Origin of the sequence: Synechococcus sp. HIMB2401, assembly GCF_042883245.1 — a bacterium.
Classification (GTDB): domain Bacteria; phylum Cyanobacteriota; class Cyanobacteriia; order PCC-6307; family Cyanobiaceae; genus Parasynechococcus.
Map to the genome: position 1 here is coordinate 1 of NZ_JBDJKK010000006.1, position 18,834 is coordinate 18,834.

Below are 18,834 nucleotides of genomic sequence, written 5' to 3' on the forward strand. Positions count from 1 at the left end.
ATCGCTCCCTCTTGGTCTCGTAAGCCGCCTCAGACACATCAAGACTTTCGCCTCAAGCGCTTCGGCTTGCGCGCTCGCCTCTCGGCTCCCGCGCAAGACAAAACCATAACACCACATCCCCCGAGGTCGCAATGGCGACCCTTCATGGCTGCACTAGGGCCTCTCCCCAGGGGAGAAAACGCGCCAAATGAGCCCATGAACCGGCCGCCAGCACAGGGAAGCCAAGGTCGGCAACGTCCTCTCCTGGAGAGAGCTGCGCTGGATCCGCATCCAACCAACGAATCGGACAACCCAACTCATCCAGCACCAACCAAGCCGCCGCCAGATCCCAGATCTTGGGCGTGGCTTCTAGGGAAGCGATGGTCTGCCCCATCGCAACGCTCACCAAATTGAGGCTGGCGACACCAAGCAAACGGATCTTCCCAGGAAAACGCTGATCCGGTTTGCGCTGCAACACCCGAATCGAGCGGCTGCAAAGAGAGACACAAGCACTGGTGGCAAGGGCTCGGGTCTCCGAGGTGAGCGGCTGATTGTTTCGAGTGGCACCCCGACCACGCAGTGCGACAAAGCGTTGATTCAGCGCTGGCACATCCAGGAAAACCTCACTGGGACGGCCATCGACGAAACGGGCCACGGAAATCGCCCAATAAGGAATGCCCGCCGCAAAGTTGGTGGTCCCGTCCAAGGGATCCACCACCCAGTAGGCCCGCGTGTTTGGAACTGTTTTCGATCCTTCCTCGCTGAGAACGCCTTCACCGGGGGAGATGCTGGCTAACCCCTCCACCAGAGCGGCATCACTCCAGCGATCGCAGTCAGTAATTAAAGAACCATCGGGCTTCACGTCGGAGCCGATCTGACCAAAGTCCTGAAGCTGACGAGCACGGATGCGATCCAGCAACAGATGAACAGCGCCCAGTTGACCGTCACTGAGCACGGATGTCACCACAAGGGCTGAAGAGGACTGGTCTCAGTTTGATTGACCGACGAACTTGCGGTGGCCACCGATGGGCAAGCGGTCTTCAGTGGCGTGGGCTCGATCGGAATCGGTTCTTGCTCCGGTTCTGGTTTGGTTCCCGTCAAGGAGACCGCGTTACAGGCGATCAAGGCATCCAGACCTGTGCGGCGCTGAAGCGTCACCAAATTGGTGTTGTAATCATTAAGGGCACGGGCATATTTCAACTCTGCCTGGGTGAGATCACGCTGACTGTTGACCACCTCTCTCTGGACCCCAACACCCGCTTGGACCCTCAGCTGAGACAGCCGAAGGGATTCTTGTGATGACAGAACCTCAGTGGCTGTGGTGTCAATGTTCTGAATGGCGGCTCGCAGACCCAAAAAGCTTCTCTCCACCTGAAGGCGGATCTGATCACGAGTTCTCGCAAAATTGAGGCGGCTTTCTTCCGCGGCCTGCTTGGAGCGCCTGTATTCAGCACGAGCACGCCCACCGTCAAACAAGCGCCAACTCGCAGTTAACGCCGTGCTGTTCTGCACGCCATAAGTGAAATCCCCCATATCGATATCACTACGAGATGTCTGGCCGTTTTGCCCTTCCGTGCGCGACGCCGAGGTGGAATTCACAAAACGCACGACAGGCTGCACTGCCGCCAGGGACGCATTGGCTTGACTGTTGTTGATTGAGATATCAAGGATCAGTTGATCAAGCTCTTCGCTGTAGTTGTACGCAGCAACAATGCTTTCCTGGAGTGTGGGCTCCCAGAGGCCCAAGGGTCGCGCGGGGGTCGCGGCAGTCGGAGTGACGTCCTGAGGAAGGCCTAGCACTCTGGCCAGGTTGCGGCGCTGAGTCTCCTGATCACGCCGGTTAGTAGTCAGGATATTGCGGTCCCGCGCCAGCTGAGTCTCCGCTTCTAGGACTTCCAGCTTCGTATTCACACCTGCATTGAAGCGCGCCCGGGCATCGCGGTAACTCACCAATGACGCTTTGACAGAGTCCTGGCCGATACGCACACCCTCATCGGCTTGCTGCAGCGCGAAGTAGGCAGTTTGCACCTCTAGTCGAAGATCACGAAGAGCAATCAAATACGAGTCGCCGGCTCGCTCAAAGCGATCGCGAGCGGCAGCGATTTGAGGAACACGGGCGGGATTGATCAGATCCCAACTCACCTGCAAGCTGCCATTGACCCGCCACTGACGACCGTAGGTCTCGTTGTTGGTGACGAAATCTGGGTTTCGGTAGGAATACGACTTGAAATACTCAGGGAGTCCGCTGGCCGAAAGGTCAACGGTGGGGTACCAGGCGGCGATGGCTGCACGGAGTCCAGATTTGGCCTGATCCACCCGACTGGCCGCTGCTTTGAGCTGAGGGCTATTGACCTCTGCCAGTTGAAGCGATTCTTCGAGGGTGAGGGGACGCAGCTCATGGATACGCACCTGAGATGGTGCATCAGGGAGAGCCAGGCTGGGGGGAGCCGCCAAAGGAAGAAGCGGAGGCGGCAGCGCATCAACCGCGGGAGAGATCACAGAAGGATCTGCCTTGGGAAGGGCACCCTTCGAGTCAATCGCGTCCGGCAGCGTGGCCTGATCAATCAAGGCCGAATCAACTTGAACAGCGTCTTCGCTGAGCGCAGGGGGAACACCGGAAGAGACAACGCCAGCTACGAGGCAAATACCCGCGGTGATCCGGCGCACAGCAATCCAGGAGTTTCACGGAGCTTAGGGACTTTTTCCTATGGCACCCACAACCGAGTCCACGACGTCAGCCGCCCCATGCACGATCTGAATGGGGACAGGCAACTGCGCGGCCAAGGATTCCAGGGTCATGTCATCCAGGAAAACGGGCTCCCCTTGCCGCAACATCACGGATGGCAGCAGCAGCTCATCGCCCAGCTCTCGGCCCTGCAGGCCAGTGAGCAGATCCTGTCCCGTCAGCAATCCGGTCACCACTTGCTCCTGCCCCCAGTAAGGACTCGGCAATCCGATCAGGTGAAACTCGACGCCATCAACAGCATTCAGCCGTTCAGCCACAGGCTGCAACGCCTGCGCCACGATCTGACCGACCACCCAGCTGCAACGACGGGGCTGAGGAACCGCGCTGGGCAAATCCTCAGTTGCGGCATCCAATGCTTCAAGGAAGGCACGGATGCTGCCCACGCCGTTTTCCTGCTGCGGGAGATCCTCGTAGTTGTCCCGGGGCGGCAAGGGCAACCCCGCCACCAGGTACCACTCATCGGAGAGCCAGGCGAAACGGGTGCCCAAAACCTCCTGAAAGTGCTGCTGCATGGGTTCCACCTGAGCAATCACCCTGCGGGCGCAGTCCGGATCCACAGGGACCAGACCATCGTCAGCCGGCCTGAAACGGGTGAGCCCCACCGGCACCACCGCCGCAGACAACACCGCCGGCCAGGGGCCAGCCGCGAAGGAGGCGAGGTCGTTCAGCGTTCTCTCCAAGGCAGGACCGTCATTCAGTCCTGGACAAACCACCACCTGGGCATGGATTTGCAGATCGCGCTGATCAAACCAGGCGAGCTGGTCCATCACCTGGGCAGCACGCGAATTCACCAGCAAGCGTGAACGCAGCTCGGGATCCGTGGCATGCACCGACACAAACAACGGCGATAAACGCTGCTCTTCAATTCGCTGCCAGTCGCCCTCGGCCAGGTTGGTGAGCGTCAGATAGGAGCCATAGAGAAAACTCAGGCGGTAATCGTCGTCTTTGAGATAGAGGCTGTCGCGCCGCCCAGGGGGCTGCTGATCGATGAAACAGAACGGACAGTTGTTGTTGCACTGGCGCAAACCATCGAACAGAGCCTCGGTGAAAGCCAGCCCAAGGCCGTCATCGGCATCCTTCTCCAACTCCACCCGATGCAGCGCACCCTTGGCATCACGCACCTCAAGGCAAAGCTCCTCCTCCACGCAGAGGTAGCGGTAATCGATCAGATCGCGCGGGCGAATGCCATTGATGCTGAGCAACTGATCACCGGGCTCAAAACCCAGCTCCTCCCCGATCGAGCCAGACTCGACGGAGGCCACCACCGCGGGCTGCGGTTGACGACCACTGCTACTTGGATCCAGAGCTGCAACGGCAACCCCGGCGGATGGCTCATTCCACACAAGCCGGCTTCATCTGAACTCAGTGTGCGCCGTGAACGCCCCACCAGACCAGCAACAGCAGCCCGAACAGCAGCCGGTAAGCGACGAACACCCAGGTGCTATTGCGCTGCAGGAATTTCAGCAACCAATCAATCGCCAGCCACGACACCACTGCAGCTGAACCAATGCCCACCAGCAACGGCAGGGGACCGTTGCCAGGGCTGGCGGCCAAAGCATCCTTGAGCTCCACCAGACCCGCGATGGCGATGGCGGGAATGCCCAAAAGAAAGGAAAACCGGGCTGCATCAGCACGCTGCCAACCGTCAAACAGGGCCGCCGTGAGGGTGCTGCCGGAACGCGAGACCCCAGGGATCAATGCAAGGGCCTGAGCCAGCCCCACCAGCAGGCCATCGCGGCCTGAAACCCCTGGAAGCTGCTTACACCGTGCGCCGACCCGTTCAGCCAAGGCCAGCAGCAACGCCATCACAATCGAGACGATGGCAATCGAAGGAACACTGCGCAGGGGTGACTGTTCATAGCCCTGGGCCCAGACGAATTTGATCCCTAATCCGATCAGCAAGATCGGCAGGGTGCCCACCACCATGGCGAACCCGAGACGCGCCTCTGGTTCACGCCACTGGCCATTGCGGAAGGCGCGGCTGATGCCCCGCAGCACCTGGCTTAGATCGGCGCGGAAATAGGCGATAACGGCAACGATGCTGCCCAGCTGAATGGCGGCGGTCACGGAGACACCCGGGTCGCCCCAACCCAGGAGCTCAGGCACCACCTTCAGGTGGGCGGTGCTGCTGATCGGCAGAAACTCAGTGAGTCCTTGAACCACCCCCAACACCAGATCACGCCAGCAGGCCTCCAGCAGGCTGAGGGATGCAGAGGGGTCCGCCATCAACGTGTGAGTGTCGCTCTGACGGTATCCCCGGCAGACGAAGCGGGCATGTCAGCCGCGTCACTGGATGATGTCTTCTAAGGTTCCGTGACTTTCTTCACAAAGGGCATTTGATCGGCGGCACCTGGCAAACATCAGCCCCCGCTCGGTCGTGGTCCTTTCCCGTGGCCCGCATCGCCGCAGCCATGGTGGTGCTGCCGGTGTTCCTGCAAGCCCCCTGGGTAAGGCTGGATCCGTTTTCAGCCACCTTGTTCACCGGAGTTCTGGTTGCAGCTGGACTGGTGATGCACCAGAGCCGCTCCCAGAGAACATCCGACCTGGGTTCCCTGCTGGTGGGTTTCAGCGGTAGCTGGCTGGCAGGTTGCATTTTCTGGGGTTGGCTGCGGGCCCATCCCGTTCTGCACCTGCCGGTGGAAGCCTTCGCCGTGCCCGTGGCCTTGGGCGGCCTGCAGGGGCGCTGGCGCCTAGCGGCAACGTTTTATTTGTCATCCCTTGTGGGCACAGCTTGCACTGACCTGGCCATGGCGGCCACCGGCGTGATGCAGTTCTGGCCCGCAGTGGTGACAGCCTCCCTCGATCAAGCGCCGCTACTGCTGCATCAAGCGGGGACACATCTGCTTCAGCCCCTGCCCCTGGTCACTCTGGTGGTCTCAGCAGTTCTCGTTCTGTTGGCTGGACGTCGCCTGAGCAGGAACAGCGGCGGTTTCACCGGTGAAGCGGGATCCATGGCCGCTGCCGTCTTGATCACCACCCTTTGGGTGGATGGCTTGTTCTTGCTCTCAGCCTTGCTGCAGCCCGGGCTCAGTGGCCTGATCGAGTGAAACGAACTGCAAAAGCTGCCCCGATTCAAAGGCTTGAACGGCGCAACGACTTGTAGTCTTCCGGAGCCGGCACTGCCGGTCGACCCGTTCCGACCCCTGATCGAGAGTTGAGATGAAGCGGCTTCTGAGCTGGCTGACCGGCGCACTGGTGATGGCGAGCCTGATGGCAGGTCTCGTGCTTCCGAGCAGCGTCTACGCCGACGACGACCTTCGCAGCAAGTATTCCGGCAACGAGATCCGCAACATCGCGGACGACAAAATTGCCGCACGGGACGGCAAGGTGGATTTGAACAATTCCTCCGTGCGCCGTTTCCAGCAGTTTCCCGGGATGTACCCGACCATGGCCGGCAAGATCGTGCTGGGTGGCCCTTACGACAGCGTTGACGACGTGCTCTCTCTTGATCTGACCGAGCGTCAGCAAGAGCTGTTCGCGAAGTACCGCGACAACTTCACCGTCACCCCTCCCTCAATTGCTCTGAACGAGGGCGACGACCGCATCAACGACGGCCAATACCGCTGATTCCTGACCCCGTCACACTGGTTGTGACTGCTTGAACCGCCGGACCACCGGCGGTTTTTTTGTCCCCGTGATGGCCCAGCCCCGCAGCTCTGATCCCATCCCCTCAGGTCCCTGGGACGTGGTGGTGATCGGTGCCGGGGCTGCTGGCTTGATGACCTGCCTTGATCTGCCGCCGGAGTTCAAGGTGTTGCTGCTCAACCGCAACACGGGACGTCGTTCTTCCAGCCGCTGGGCCCAGGGGGGCATCGCCGCGGTGACCCGCAACGAGGACAGCGCCGACAGCCATGCGGAGGACACCGTTCTGGCTGGAGCCGGCCTTTGCGATGGCGATGCGGTGCGGCTCTTGGTGCAGGAAGCACCCCATTGCGTGGAGCGCCTGGAGCAGCTGGGCATGGCCTTCGACCGGGATCAGGACGGTCTGGCCACCACCCTGGAAGCAGCCCACAGCCACAGGCGGGTGCTGCATGTGCAGGACCGCACAGGGCGAGCCCTGGTGGATGTGCTGCGGGATCGTGTTGAGCAACGGCCAGGATTGCTGCATCGCCGCGGCGTGCGCGTGACGCAACTGCTGGTGCGCGATGGGCGCTGTTGCGGTGTGCAGGTGCTGGATGGGGCCCATCTTCACGGGATCGAAGCCCGCGCCGTGGTGTTGGCCAGCGGCGGTGGGGGTCATCTGTACGCCAACACCACCAACCCAGCCCAGGCCTGTGGCGAAGGCATCGCCCTCGCCTGGCAGGCGGGCGCAGCCGTGGAAGATCTGGAATTCGTTCAGTTCCATCCAACGGCCATCCGCCTGGATGACGCCCCCTGCTTTCTGATCTCAGAAGCCGTTCGCGGAGAGGGCGGCGTGCTGGTGGATGCCCTGGGGGGCAGCCCTGTGGCCCACCTGCCCCAACGCGACCTCTCACCGCGGGACCAGGTGAGCCGAGCCTTGATGCAGGCCATGCAGCGGCAGCAGGTGAAGCAGATGTGGCTCGACTTCGCCGCCATCCCGCGGGAGCAAGCGGAACGACGCTTCCCAACGATCCTCGACCGCTGCGACGAACTCGGACTGAATCCATTGGAACGGCCCATACCCGTGGCCCCAGCCGCCCACTACTGGATGGGAGGGGTGTCCACAGACCTGCAGGCCGCCACCACCCTGCCGGGGCTCTATGCCGTGGGAGAAGTGGCCTGCACAGGCCTGCACGGCGCCAACCGACTGGCCAGCAACTCCCTGATGGAGTGCCTGGTGTTCGCCCATCGCCTCAAAGAGATCGAGCTCGGCCCCGTCCCAGCGGCCCTCGCCAGCGACAGAACGCAGCCGCTTGCCTTGGGCCTCGACGGCTGCAGCAGTTCGCAGTTGATCGACGCCATCGAGCAGCTGCGGCAGCTCTGCTGGCGACGTGCGGGGGTGGAACGATCCGCCGCTGGACTGCGCCAGGCCATCGGCAACTTGAAAGCCGACGAACAACATCTGGAGCAGCAGGCACTGCTCCAGGCCCTGCTACGGCAAGACCCCTGTGCCCCCAGGCTCTTGGCTGAAAACAGCCGACGCGATCTGAACCTATTGCTGGATCTCCACCACAGGTTGCTGACCAGCCGCCTGATGCTGGAGGCCTGCCTGTTTCGCGGAGAAAGCCGGGGAGGCCACTACCGCAGCGATGCTCCTGCGCCGCTACCGCAATGGAGGCAGCATTCCCGGCAACAACGGCAACGGGGCATCGTCACCCGTGCCGTGCGGGACTGAGGGCAGTCCTGATTCAGAAGTCGGTGTCGCCCTTGTAGCCACTGAGTTCCGCAAGAGTGTCGAGCCCTTTCACTCCGGAATCGATGCTGCCGTTGATCTCCCAGCTGGGGAAACCCTCCAATCCTTTGCTGCGGCAGAGATCGGCCTGGTTGTCATCACCGTCCGGCGCACACTCCACCACGTTCAGCTGATCCGAAGCCTGCTTGCCGAACAGCTCCTTCTGTTCGTGGCAGTGGGGACACCAGTAGGCGGAATACATCACGGCGCCGCTGCTGGTGAGGTGCTCAGCCAAAGCGATCGAAGCGGATGTGCTCTCGGTGGTGACAACAGGTGCTACGCCGGATCCACTGGCCACAGCGTCGGGCCGGTTTGGATCCACCACCGATGCCCAGATCAGGCCCCCCAGCAGCACCGCCAGGGCCAGAAGCACACCGCGGAACAGCAACTGACCGAAGTCGTCCCAACCACCACCAACGATGGACAGCACAAGCAAAGAGAGGGACAGCGCAGCCGAAAGAACGCAGAAAAAACAGAAGGCCTGGATCTTGAACAGCATCACCCCCAACAGCACACCGCTGAAGACGGCCATACCGAGGGACACGGTGAACAGCCCCCACCAGGTGCGAAGGGACAGGTCGCCCTTGTTCTCTTGCAGCCCTGGCAACAGGGGCAGCAGCGCCATCAGCAGCACAGCGCCATAGGCCAGCACCCCCACCAACGAGAGCGGAATCCCGGCAAACACCGTGCCCCAGGCGCTGTTGAGCACCTTGTCGCAACCGTCAGCTCCCATAGGACAGGTGAGGTTGCCGAGCAGACCCCAGCGCTTCAGGGTGATCGAACCGGTGTCGATCAACCCAGCGGTGGCCAACACCGCCATGGCGATGCGGGCCCACTTAGCGCCGGAATCCTGACGGCGACGGCTGACGAGACGGGTGGTGCCCATCCTTGAACTTCAAGTGATCGGATTCTGTCAGTTCCGGCGTGATCAGGCCGCTTCGTAGGCTGATCTTTGGCCTGCCGGCGACGTGATGACCAGCACCCCGACGAAACCGACGGTCGCCTTTGCCCACCTGGGCTGCGAGAAGAATCGGGTGGACACAGAACACATGGTGGGACTGCTGGCAGAAGCGGGCTATGGCGTCAGCACCGATGAACGGGATGCCGCCGTGGTGGTGGTGAACACCTGCAGCTTCATCCAGGACGCCCGCGAAGAATCGGTGCGCACCCTGGTGGGACTGGCGGAACAGGGCAAGGAATTGATCATCGCGGGATGCCTGGCCCAACATTTCCAGGAGGAATTGCTGGAGTCGATCCCCGAGGCCAAAGCCATCGTGGGAACCGGCGACTACCAGCACATCGTGGATGTGTTGCAGCGGGTGGAAGCGGGGGAGCGGGTGAACCAGGTGAGCGCTGTTCCCACCTTTGTGGGTGACGAACACCTGCCACGCCAACGCACCACAGACCAGGCGGTGGCCTTCCTCAAGGTGGCCGAGGGCTGCGACTACCGCTGCGCCTTCTGCATCATTCCAAAACTGCGAGGGGACCAGCGCAGCCGACCGATCGAATCCATCGTGGCCGAAGCCCACCAACTGGCGGAACAGGGGGTGCAGGAGCTGATCCTGATCAGCCAGATCACCACCAACTACGGCCTTGACCTCTACGGCAGACCCAAATTGGCGGAACTGCTGCGGGCTCTGGGCGACGTGGAGATCCCCTGGATCCGGGTGCACTACGCCTATCCCACCGGGCTAACCCCAGACGTGCTGGCGGCCTACCGGGAGGTCCCCAATGTGGTGCCTTATCTGGATCTGCCGTTGCAGCACAGTCATCCGGAGGTGCTGCGGGCGATGAACCGCCCCTGGCAGGCAGATGTGAACGACCGCCTGCTGGATCAGATCCGCGACCAACTCCCCGACGCGGTGCTGCGCACCACGCTGATCGTGGGGTTCCCCGGCGAAACCGAGGAGCACTTCCAGCACCTGATGGGCTTCGTCGAGCGCCAACGCTTCGATCATGTGGGGGTATTCACCTTCTCTCCGGAGGACGGCACGGCAGCGGCAGACCTTCCCAATCGCGTTGATCCCGAGGTAGCTCAAGCACGCAAGGATGCCCTGATGGCTCTGCAACAACCCATTTCAGCGGAACGCAACAGCCGCTGGGTGGGACGCACTGTTGACGTGCTGATCGAACAACACAACCCACAAACCGGCGAGATGATGGGGCGCTGCGCCCGCTTTGCACCCGAAGTGGACGGTGAAGTGCGGGTGCAACCCGGCGCCGATGGGCAGCAAGCTGCGCCGGGCAGCCTGGTGCCGGTGGAGATCACCGGGGCTGACATCTACGACCTCAGCGGGCGGATTGTTGGAGCCCGCGCCATGGTGGCCGCAGCGAAACGCCAGGGTTGACCCTCCTCAAACTGCGGAACGAGCAGCAGCGCCAGCTTTTCCTGATCGCCTCCGGTGTGAGCACGGCGGGTTCGTTCGCCGGCATCACCGCCAAGGGCTGGATTCTGATGAAAGGGGGCGTGGATCCCTTCGTGCTGGCGTTGAACTTCGCCGCTCTTTCACTTCCAAGCTTGCTGGTGAGTGGTCCAGCGGGGGTGCGCACCGACCGGGTGGGCTGTGAACGGGTGCTGGTGCAGGCGCAATGGGCACTGCTGACTGCCTCTGCCCTGGGGGCCCTGGCGATTCCCCTGTTGGAGGGCACAGCCCAGGTGCTGCTGCTCCTCTGCAGCACCCTTTTGGTGGGCATCGCCGGCGCCTATGAGTTAACGGCCCGCAACAAGTACTGCTCGATCCTGGTGGAGCAGCCGGAACAGCTGGCGGGATACCTCACCAGCTTTTCGGTGGTGTTCAACGTGGGCAAGCTGGTGGGCCCGCCAATCGGCGGGTTGTTGCTGGCGGCCACTGGCCCGGCCTGGGCCCTGGGTATTGATGCGGCCAGCTATCTGCTGCCAATCGCCAGTGTGATGTTCTTGCTCAACCCGCATCGGGATCGGGAAGTTCGCAGCAGCGGCGGGCAGGATGCCAGCCTGCTCAATGCCTGGCGCCACTGCGGTAGCACCCTTCAAGGGGTGCTCAGCTTCACCGCTGTGCTTTGTCTGATCGGGTTCTATCACCCGGGACTGGCCCCGTTGATCGCCTTCGATCAACTGGGGCCCAATCCCACGGATCTGGGGCTGTTCACCAGCGTGCTGGCGGGCGGCAGCATCGTGGGCGGGCTGGTGCTGCAACGCAACAGCCAGCGTCTCTGCCGGCGCCCGTTCCTCACTCTCGGGGGGTTTGGCTTGATTACCGCAGTGGCCCAGCTCGGAATGGCCCGTACTCCAGGGCCTGTGTTCAGTCTGGCCATGGCCTTTCTGATCGGCGCCGGCACAGCCGGGCTGCTGAGCAGCTGCAACCTGATCAGTCAGATCGGATCACCGCAGGTGATGCGAGGCCGGATGGCTGGGCTCAGCCAGATCGCCTTTCTCGGCGGTGGCGGGCTCAGTGGATTGATCGTTGCCCTGATGGTGATGTTCACCAATCTCTCCACGGCTTTCGCAGTCACTGGCGGCCTTAGCGCTGCTGTGGCTGTGTTCTGGATACGAAAGCGAGGAGCGAAGACGTTGGAACCGCTCAGATGAGCTTGATTCCCTTCAGCAGCTTGGTGAGCACAAAAGCCGTCACCAGACCGGAACCAACCAGGCCGAGATAGATGCCGACGCCCATGTGCAAGTACGGAGGTGACCACCATTAGATCAGACACCGGCCTGAGTTCAGGCCATTGCGCTTGAGCTTTGTGAAGAGCTGATACCGATTGAGAGGTATCCCCAGCCGGGCCGACCTGACGTCAATCCACCAACGCCCGACGCCATGCGCACGCTTTTCGTTATATCCCGAATTCCCGAAAACCTTCTGGAGTTACGAAAAGATTCTCGAGCTGGTGATCATTTCGGGAATGATCGTCCAGAAGGACGACATGGCTATGCAGATCAGCAAGGCCAAGCAGAGAGGTCTTCCTGTAGCCGTTGGTGGCCCCTTCGCAAGCTCCACACCGGATGTACCGGAACTGGATCTGGCGGACTTCAAGATCCTTGATTAAGGGGAAATCACCCTGCCGATGTTCCTGGATGCCCTGGAACGGGGAGAAACCGGTGGTCGCTTCACCGCCGAGGGAGACAAGCCAGACGTCACCGCCACCCCGATTCCACGCTTCGACCTGCTGCAACTTGAGGCCTACGACTCGATGAGCGTGCAGTTCTCGCGGGGCTGTCCCTTCAACTGCGAGTTCTGCGACATCATCGTTCTCTACGGCCGCAAGCCCCGCACCAAGACCCCCGAGCAGTTGGTGGCCGAACTTCAGTATCTGCACTACCTGGGCTGGCGGCGCTCGATCTTTCTGGTGGACGACAACTTCATCGGCAACAAGCGCAACGCCAAGTTGCTGCTGCCCCAGATCCGCACCTGGCAGGAGGAGCGTGGGTACCCCTTCAGCTTCTCCACCGAAGCCTCCGTGGATCTGGCCGACGACGAGGAGATGATGCGGATGATGCACGACGCGCGCTTCGAAAGCGTCTTTCTGGGCATCGAAACCCCGGACGAAGCCAGCTTGGAAACGGCTCGCAAGGTGCAGAACACCCGCAACCCACTGGATGCCGCAGTGGACCGGATCACCGCCAACGGAATCCGCGTCATGGCGGGTTTCATCATCGGTTTCGACGGCGAGAAGAATGGCGCAGGCCACCGGATCGTGAACTTTGTCACCCGCACCGGTATCCCCGCCGCGATGATGGGCATGTTGCAGGCCCTTCCCAAAACAGCCCTCTGGGCACGGCTGGAGCGGGAAGGCCGCTTGATTCAGGGAGAAGACGCTGCCAAGGGTGTGAACCAAACCAACCTGCTGAACTTCAAACCCACCCGACCGATCCGCGACATTGCCAATGAGTACGTGGACGCGTTCTGCGCGCTGTACGAACCCAACGCCTACATGGACCGGGTTTACAGCTACTACCTGAAGATGGGCGCACCCCGCTGGAAAGCCGCGGCCAAACTGCCCAGCCTGGTGGACCTCAAAGCTCTGACCATCGTGGTGTGGCGGCAAGGCATTAAGCGCAACACCCGCACCCGTTTCTGGCGTTACCTGCTCGGCATGGCCCGCAACAATCCTGGCCTGCTTGAACAGTTCCTATCGGTGCTGGCCCACAACGAGCACTTCCTCGAATACCGCTCGATCGTTCAGAAGGAAATCCGCGAGCAGCTGGAATCACTGCCCCCAGAAGAACCCACAGCAGCCAAAGAACTGCAGCCGGCCTGATCCTCAGTCCTGCACATAGACCGTGCCGTCACGCAGGCACTGCTCAGCCTTCTGCAACTCCCGTCCCAAATAAAGGGCATGGTCGAGGCGACTGACCGGGTGTGGGGCTTCCCCTTCCGTGAGCTGGATGCCCAGCTGTTTGGCCGTACTGCCGCGGTAAACAGCTGAAGGGCGCCGAGGAGCATTGCCCCCGTCGCAGCGCAACACCTCACCGGTCTCGGAATCTCGAGCCAACCCCTTGTCATCGATGGTGTTGCCGTAGTGCTCAAGCACCAGTTCGGTGGCATCACGATCCAGCTTGATCAGGAAATAGCCACTGGGATCCAGAGCGATAAACCGCTGGGACAAGCGCTGATCAAGAGCATCGATCGCTGCAGCGGTGGATGCTGGTGCTTCCGGAGTTGTGGTCATGCCTTCAACCTACAAAGCCAAGGCCGGAGGTTCCGCTTTGAAGGGAAGCTCCGCATTGATGGCCTCGATCTCCTCCAGCATCAAGCCATTCACCTTGGGCAACCAGGTGCGGATCAACTGATCCATCTGGGGCTGGTACCAGCGATGCAGGCTGGCGTGGGGCCGTGCCACAAAGCCTCTCCGGCGTTTGTGGCTGCCACCGGCTCCGGGGTCAAAGCTGACGATGCCGTTGGCCAGAGCCCATTCGATCGGAGCGTAGTAACAGACTTCGAAGTGAAGACAATCGATCTCCTCGTGGCTGCCCCAGTAGCGGCCCCAGAGCTGTCGACCGTCCTGCACGCACATCGACATGGCCACCGGATCGCGCGGGTCACCTCGGTGGGCAGAAAAAAGCACCAGCTGATCGCGGTGCAGCCGTGCCAACGCTTCAAAAAAGCCCTCTTCCAGGTATTTGCTGCCCCACGGTCCCCAGCGAGCACAGTGCTGCTCGTAGAAACGATGCATGGATTGCAACAGCGGCAGATCCAGCTGATCGCCGCTGAGGGGTGTCACGGTGATCCCGGCTTTGGCCACGGCCTTGCGTTCCCGCTTGATGTTGCGGCGCTGGTTGGCATTGAAGCCCTTGAGGTAATCCTCAAACGTCCGGTCGTCGCCGCGGCTCCACAGGCTCTGCTGGTTCAGCCAGGCGGCACAGCCGGCGGCCTCCGCCAGGGGCCGCCACTGCGGATCCACGTAGAGGAAATTGCAGCTGAGGATCCCGTTCTGTTCGCAGAAGCGATCGATCGCCCGCAGCAACTCCCGGGTGAGCAGAGCTTCATCTTCTCCAGATCGCACATGGAAGCGGTAGCCCAGCACTGGGCTCACCGGACTCATGCCCAGGAGCTTGGGGTAGTAGCGCAGCCCCAGATCCGCCGCCAGACGGGCAAAGGTTTGGTCGAACACAAACTCGCCATAGCTGTGGCCCTTGAGGAACAGTGGAGCCACCGCAATCGGAATGTCATCACGCCAGAGGGCCAGATGCAGGGGCTGCCAGCCCTGCTCGGGAATGATGCTTCCGGAGCTTTCCAAGGCCTCCAGCCAACTCCAGCGGTAGAAGGGGATCGCGGCGTCTCCAACCAGGCTGTTCCACTGCTGCTCCGGGATTTCGTTGATGGAGCGATGCCAGCGGGCCGTAAGTGACGTCATTGCGACGGTGCCTTTGGCCGAGGTGGATCGACCTTAACCAGATCGGATCCGTCGGTAGCGAACAAGCCACTCACCGTCCCCGAGATCCTCAGCACCATCGGACTGCCAAGCACCTGGTTGCGCCAAGGCAGCTGGCAACGGCACATCGGTGCAAGGCAACCAACTGAAGCGGCCGCCCAGGAGCTGGGGCACCAAGGTGAGCTGGAGCGCATCGACGCAATCGGCTTGCAACAGATCGGCACTGAGCTGGGCGCCACCCAGAAGCACCAGACGCTGAATCCCAGCTGCTCCGAGCGCCTTGAGCCGGTCCGGCCAGGTTGGGGCCAAAGGGAACCAACGATCAAAACCTTGATCCACAGGTTCAGGAGCCAGCAGCCAACGTTGAAGCGGCTGATCAAAAAACCGCCAGGTGCTTGAGAAGTCGGGGGATCGGCTCACCACCACAGCGACCGGCTGCTCGGCGCGCCCCTCGCTTCGGCGTTGCTCAAGCAGCTGAGGGCTGCGGATCAAGCAGGTGCACTGATGGGCCCGCAGGGTTCCAGCACCGATCAAGCAGGCATCCCCCCAGGCGAGCGCCTGCTCCAGGGCGCGCCGATCTCCTTCACCACCAAGCTGGGCCGCACCGCCTTCATGCGGAGCAAGGCGTCCATCGAGACTGATGGCCAGCACCAGCCGCACGCAGGGGCGAGAAGGGGTTGGGCGTGTGGGAGTGGGGCTTTGGGGCATCAAGCCGTCGATCAGACGGCAGCCACGGCATCAAGGGCAGCTGGGGACATCTCCAGTTGCGGTGCTTCGGCGTAAACCTCGGCCGCATTGTTCGGGCTCTCCTGCAATCGCACCTTGTGCAGGCTGGCGCCGATGGCCTTGATCGGGCTGGAGAGACGATCAGCGATGTGCAGGGCGATGTTCTCGGCCGTGGGCACGCACTCCTCAAAGAAAGGGACGTCCTTGTTGAGGAAGGTGTGGTCGAAGGGCTCGACCACCAGATCATCCACGAGGCGCTGCAGCGCGGAGAGGTCGCAGACCATCCCGGTGCGGGGATCAATCTCACCACGCACGGTCACGTCCACCAGGTAGTTGTGGCCATGGCCGTGGGGACGGGCGCACTTGCCGTAGATCGCTTCGTTCTCCTCCTGACTGAGCTCCGGGCGGGCCAGTCGGTGAGCGGCGGCGAAGTGGGTGCGAATGGTGAGGAAGGCGTCCATGGGATGTCCGAGATAGTCGGCCCAAAGGCCCGGTTGTTCGTAGAGGCGCAGCGCCGTGATCGGCAGATGAGGACTGAGGCGCTGCCAGATCACCCGCACCAGGGCCTCGGTGGTGGGGAGGCAACCTTCAGCGGTGGCAACGTCAAATTCCGGCCAGGCCTCATTGAGGAAGCGGAAATCGAGTTGGCCCGTCACCTCGTTGCGGATGGCGTGCTTCACCTCCGAGAGGTTGAGCACCATGCCGTCGGCGTCCAGACCGCCAGCCATGGAGACAATCAGCACGTAGTTGTGGCCGTGGCCAGGAGCCAAAGCGCAGGGCCCGAAACGGGCGGCATTGTCATCGGCAGACAGTTCCGGCAGCCAATAGCGATGACTGGCACTGAAACAGGCCCTCCGGGTGATGACACAACCACGACCCTGGCCGTGCCGTGCTGGTGACTTCGTTTCAGTCATGTGACGTTCCGGCCGCGAGGCATCCTAATGAGCTATTGCCGTTTCCGAGTCATGGCGGATTCCACCCCCACCCTCAAGCAGCGTCTTGCCGGGCGCAGCCTTTATCTGGTGGGAATGATGGGCAGCGGCAAGACGAGCACGGGCCGCCCCCTGGCCGAACGCCTGGGCTACGGCTTTGTGGATGCAGATGCGGTGATCGAACAGGCGGCGGGCTGCAGCATCCCGGAAATCTTTGATCGGGATGGTGAAGCGGGCTTCCGCAGCCTGGAAAGCCAGGTACTCAGTGCGATCAGTCAGCGTCACTCGCTGGTGGTGGCCACCGGAGGCGGCGTGGTGACCCAACCGGAGAACTGGGGATTGCTGCACAGCGGCATCGTGATCTGGCTCGATGTGGTGCCAGACCAGTTGCTGCAGCGGCTGAACGCCGACAGCACCGTGCGCCCGTTACTGCAAACCGCCGATCCGGAGGCGGCTCTGAACGCACTGTTGAACGAGCGTCGTCCCCTCTATGCCGAGGCCGATCTCACGGTGGTGATCAACGACGAAACCCCAGAGGCCGTGGCCGACGGAATCCTGCAACTGGTGCCAAGCCTGCTGAAGGATCCGACCCAACGCCGAACCGACTGAATCTCAAGCGGTGGGCGGCTCCAACCGCACCGCAAACCACTGCAAAGTCACCCCAGGGCTGATCTCCAGATCACAGGCCGTATCGATCAACCGCTGCGCCGCTGCGTCGACATCGGGTTGATCTGCCAGATCGTCCGGCAACTGATCGAGGCTGCGCAACCAACCGCTCAGCCATGTCAACGTGTCAGCAGCGCTGAGCAACTGCTCCGGCTTGCCGGGCTCCAGCACCACATAGTCATCAAGGGCACGGATCAGGGGATCAGACATGGAACGGCGGTTGTGGATGCTGCTGATCAGCCTCACCATCCTGCTCAGTGGCGGCCCCGCCTGGGCCCAGACAGGTCTTGAGCAGCGGTTGAACAGTTGGCCCGACTGGAGCCTGCCGGCACCGTTGCCGCGGCCCTCAAATCGGAACGACCTGATTTACCCCGACTGGTTTGCCGGGCTTTGGCAAGTGGAGAGCGTTGATCTCGATGCCCCCGACGATCCACCCCTGCTGCATCAAGCACGATTTCAAGCCGACCGGCGCGGTCGACTGGTCGGCGATCGCAGCTTCAACGCCACGGCCATCGGTCGTGCCCTGCTTGGCGAGCAGCTTCTGGGGGTAGAAGAAGACCCCGACTCCGCCAATCGCCAGATTGCCCGACTGAAAGGGGATCTCTATCTCGAGACCACGGTGACGGGCCGCCGCCAGGAGAGCCCGAGCGCCGACACTTTCCTGGCCGATGAATTGGTGCTGCAGATCCTGCATGCGCCCGGGCCGCCGCGGCTGAGCAGGATCGAAACCCTGAGCCGTTATCACCGCTGCGGCAAGGACATCTGCGCCGAGCAATGGCAAGGGCGCTACGCCTCTCCGGGCGAGAGCCTGCGGGATCAGGCCATCGCCCAGCACCACTACCAACTGCGCTTCACACCTCTTCCAGAGTCCGCTCCATCAATTTGAGTTCGATCTGGTCGCGCCACTGGAACAAGGGCTGCAGCTTGGGGTGATCGCTCAGCCCAGGCACACCTTTACCGGCCAGGGCTGCTCCCGCCGAAGAGGGGAAGCGCAGCAACGACAACTGAGCCGCAACGGCGATGTCGGCAATGGTCATGCTGTCCCCCACCAACCAGGGGCTGGCCTGCACGGATGTGGCCAACTGCTCCAGGCTGGTCAGCAGCTCGGTGCGCTCCTTCTGGTTGACCAGTTCGGTGATGTTGCTCACCCAACCGCCTGGGATCACTCCCATCACCGAACGCACGGGGTCGGGCAGGTCGTCGGGCAACAGGGCCACCCGTAGCTCAGGATCCAGTGCCGCGGCCTGCACCAGGGAGGAGCGGCCCGCCATGGCCAGGGTGGTGTCGGCCCAGTCCTCCAGCAGATGCACCTGGGCGGACTGACGCGGATCAGCGGGAATCAGTGCAGGGCCTGGCTCCCGCTGATCCAGATGCAGTGCAATGGCGCTGGAGTCGGCGATGACCTGATCACCATCCACCAACACGGGAACCTGCCGTTGACCGGACAGCCGGAACACGGCCACCTGGCCGACACCGGGGGTCACCTCCACGGTGCGGAAACTCAGCCCCTTGGCCTGCAACACCATCCGCACCTTGAGACAAAACGCGGAATGGCGGAATTGATGCAGCTCCAACATGTC

At 62.1% G+C, this 18,834-nt stretch carries 19 protein-coding genes and 1 pseudogene; 8 read left to right on the forward strand and 12 right to left on the reverse strand.

Annotation, left to right across the window (positions count from 1 at the left end; genetic code table 11):
• Positions 1–142 precede the first annotated feature (142 nt).
• The 4 genes from AAXE93_RS11665 to AAXE93_RS11680 are packed head-to-tail and all read right to left on the reverse strand — an operon-like array spanning position 143 to position 4,951.
• Positions 143–946, reverse strand: a complete 804-nt coding sequence (locus AAXE93_RS11665) for an inositol monophosphatase family protein (RefSeq protein WP_390130939.1) — start codon at positions 944–946, stop codon at positions 143–145.
• Entirely contained in the window at positions 940–2,646 is a 1,707-nt protein-coding gene (locus tag AAXE93_RS11670) for a TolC family protein (RefSeq protein ID WP_390130941.1), read from the reverse strand. Before AAXE93_RS11670 ends, AAXE93_RS11665 begins: the two co-directional genes overlap by 7 nt.
• A gap of 24 nt (positions 2,647–2,670) precedes the next feature.
• Positions 2,671–4,068 (reverse strand): TIGR03279 family radical SAM protein, encoded by a 1,398-nt coding sequence (locus AAXE93_RS11675; protein WP_390130943.1) that lies wholly within the window; start codon positions 4,066–4,068, stop codon positions 2,671–2,673.
• A gap of 19 nt (positions 4,069–4,087) precedes the next feature.
• Positions 4,088–4,951, reverse strand: coding sequence for an undecaprenyl-diphosphate phosphatase (locus AAXE93_RS11680; protein WP_390130945.1), 864 nt, complete (start codon positions 4,949–4,951; stop codon positions 4,088–4,090).
• 110 nt (positions 4,952–5,061) lie between these two features.
• Here AAXE93_RS11680 and AAXE93_RS11685 point away from each other — a divergent pair, with 110 nt between their 5' ends.
• From AAXE93_RS11685 to nadB, 3 genes are all read left to right on the forward strand, one after another.
• Positions 5,062–5,772: a DUF3120 domain-containing protein gene (locus AAXE93_RS11685; RefSeq protein WP_390130947.1), complete on the forward strand. Its 711-nt coding sequence runs from the start codon at positions 5,062–5,064 to the stop codon at positions 5,770–5,772.
• 112 nt (positions 5,773–5,884) lie between these two features.
• The gene (psbU, locus tag AAXE93_RS11690) at positions 5,885–6,292 is read left to right on the forward strand and encodes a photosystem II complex extrinsic protein PsbU (RefSeq protein WP_115009316.1); all 408 of its coding nucleotides are present in this window, start codon (positions 5,885–5,887) and stop codon (positions 6,290–6,292) included.
• 70 nt (positions 6,293–6,362) lie between these two features.
• Positions 6,363–8,021 carry an L-aspartate oxidase gene (gene nadB, locus AAXE93_RS11695; RefSeq protein ID WP_390131008.1) on the forward strand — a complete coding sequence of 553 codons (1,659 nt, stop codon included), beginning with the start codon at positions 6,363–6,365 and terminating at the stop codon, positions 8,019–8,021.
• Positions 8,022–8,034: 13 nt separating this feature from the next.
• On the opposite strand, the gene AAXE93_RS11700 is transcribed toward nadB, so the two are convergent.
• Complete coding sequence (locus tag AAXE93_RS11700; RefSeq protein WP_390130950.1) at positions 8,035–8,964, reverse strand: vitamin K epoxide reductase family protein; 930 nt, start codon at positions 8,962–8,964, stop codon at positions 8,035–8,037.
• Between the two features lie 85 nt (positions 8,965–9,049).
• Here AAXE93_RS11700 and rimO point away from each other — a divergent pair, with 85 nt between their 5' ends.
• Positions 9,050–10,426 (forward strand): 30S ribosomal protein S12 methylthiotransferase RimO, encoded by a 1,377-nt coding sequence (gene rimO / locus AAXE93_RS11705; protein ID WP_390130952.1) that lies wholly within the window; start codon positions 9,050–9,052, stop codon positions 10,424–10,426.
• Positions 10,423–11,646: an MFS transporter gene (locus tag AAXE93_RS11710; protein ID WP_390130954.1), complete on the forward strand. Its 1,224-nt coding sequence runs from the start codon at positions 10,423–10,425 to the stop codon at positions 11,644–11,646. The genes rimO and AAXE93_RS11710 overlap by 4 nt, the downstream gene beginning before the upstream one ends.
• On the opposite strand, the gene AAXE93_RS11715 is transcribed toward AAXE93_RS11710, so the two are convergent.
• Entirely contained in the window at positions 11,639–11,731 is a 93-nt protein-coding gene (locus AAXE93_RS11715) for a hypothetical protein (RefSeq protein ID WP_011365270.1), read from the reverse strand. The genes AAXE93_RS11710 and AAXE93_RS11715 overlap by 8 nt on opposite strands.
• A gap of 144 nt (positions 11,732–11,875) precedes the next feature.
• Between AAXE93_RS11715 and AAXE93_RS11720 the strand changes: the two are divergent.
• A pseudogene (locus tag AAXE93_RS11720) lies at positions 11,876–13,316 on the forward strand (B12-binding domain-containing radical SAM protein).
• 3 nt (positions 13,317–13,319) lie between these two features.
• Here AAXE93_RS11720 and AAXE93_RS11725 read toward each other — a convergent pair.
• From AAXE93_RS11725 to AAXE93_RS11740, 4 genes are read right to left on the reverse strand one after another with little or no spacing between them, the layout of a single operon-like run.
• The gene (locus AAXE93_RS11725) at positions 13,320–13,727 is read right to left on the reverse strand and encodes a DUF4346 domain-containing protein (RefSeq protein WP_390130957.1); all 408 of its coding nucleotides are present in this window, start codon (positions 13,725–13,727) and stop codon (positions 13,320–13,322) included.
• A 9-nt stretch (positions 13,728–13,736) separates the two neighbouring features.
• Positions 13,737–14,912: a GNAT family N-acetyltransferase gene (locus AAXE93_RS11730; RefSeq protein WP_390130959.1), complete on the reverse strand. Its 1,176-nt coding sequence runs from the start codon at positions 14,910–14,912 to the stop codon at positions 13,737–13,739.
• A 33-nt stretch (positions 14,913–14,945) separates the two neighbouring features.
• The gene (locus AAXE93_RS11735; RefSeq protein ID WP_390130961.1) at positions 14,946–15,638 is read right to left on the reverse strand and encodes a RibD family protein; all 693 of its coding nucleotides are present in this window, start codon (positions 15,636–15,638) and stop codon (positions 14,946–14,948) included.
• An 11-nt stretch (positions 15,639–15,649) separates the two neighbouring features.
• Positions 15,650–16,570, reverse strand: a complete 921-nt coding sequence (locus AAXE93_RS11740; protein ID WP_390130963.1) for a 6-pyruvoyl tetrahydropterin synthase family protein — start codon at positions 16,568–16,570, stop codon at positions 15,650–15,652.
• Between the two features lie 51 nt (positions 16,571–16,621).
• Here AAXE93_RS11740 and AAXE93_RS11745 point away from each other — a divergent pair, with 51 nt between their 5' ends.
• Positions 16,622–17,197: a shikimate kinase gene (locus AAXE93_RS11745; protein ID WP_390130965.1), complete on the forward strand. Its 576-nt coding sequence runs from the start codon at positions 16,622–16,624 to the stop codon at positions 17,195–17,197.
• Positions 17,198–17,200: 3 nt separating this feature from the next.
• On the opposite strand, the gene AAXE93_RS11750 is transcribed toward AAXE93_RS11745, so the two are convergent.
• Entirely contained in the window at positions 17,201–17,464 is a 264-nt protein-coding gene (locus tag AAXE93_RS11750; protein ID WP_115131720.1) for a chlororespiratory reduction protein 7, read from the reverse strand.
• Here AAXE93_RS11750 and AAXE93_RS11755 point away from each other — a divergent pair.
• Complete coding sequence (locus AAXE93_RS11755; protein ID WP_390130967.1) at positions 17,463–18,140, forward strand: DUF6816 family protein; 678 nt, start codon at positions 17,463–17,465, stop codon at positions 18,138–18,140. The two genes, AAXE93_RS11750 and AAXE93_RS11755, sit on opposite strands and share 2 nt — an antisense overlap.
• Here the strand turns inward: AAXE93_RS11755 and AAXE93_RS11760 are convergent.
• A complete protein-coding gene (locus AAXE93_RS11760; protein WP_390131010.1) occupies positions 18,106–18,831 on the reverse strand; it encodes a glutathione S-transferase family protein in 726 nt (241 codons plus the stop codon). The genes AAXE93_RS11755 and AAXE93_RS11760 overlap by 35 nt on opposite strands.
• Positions 18,832–18,834 lie beyond the last annotated feature (3 nt).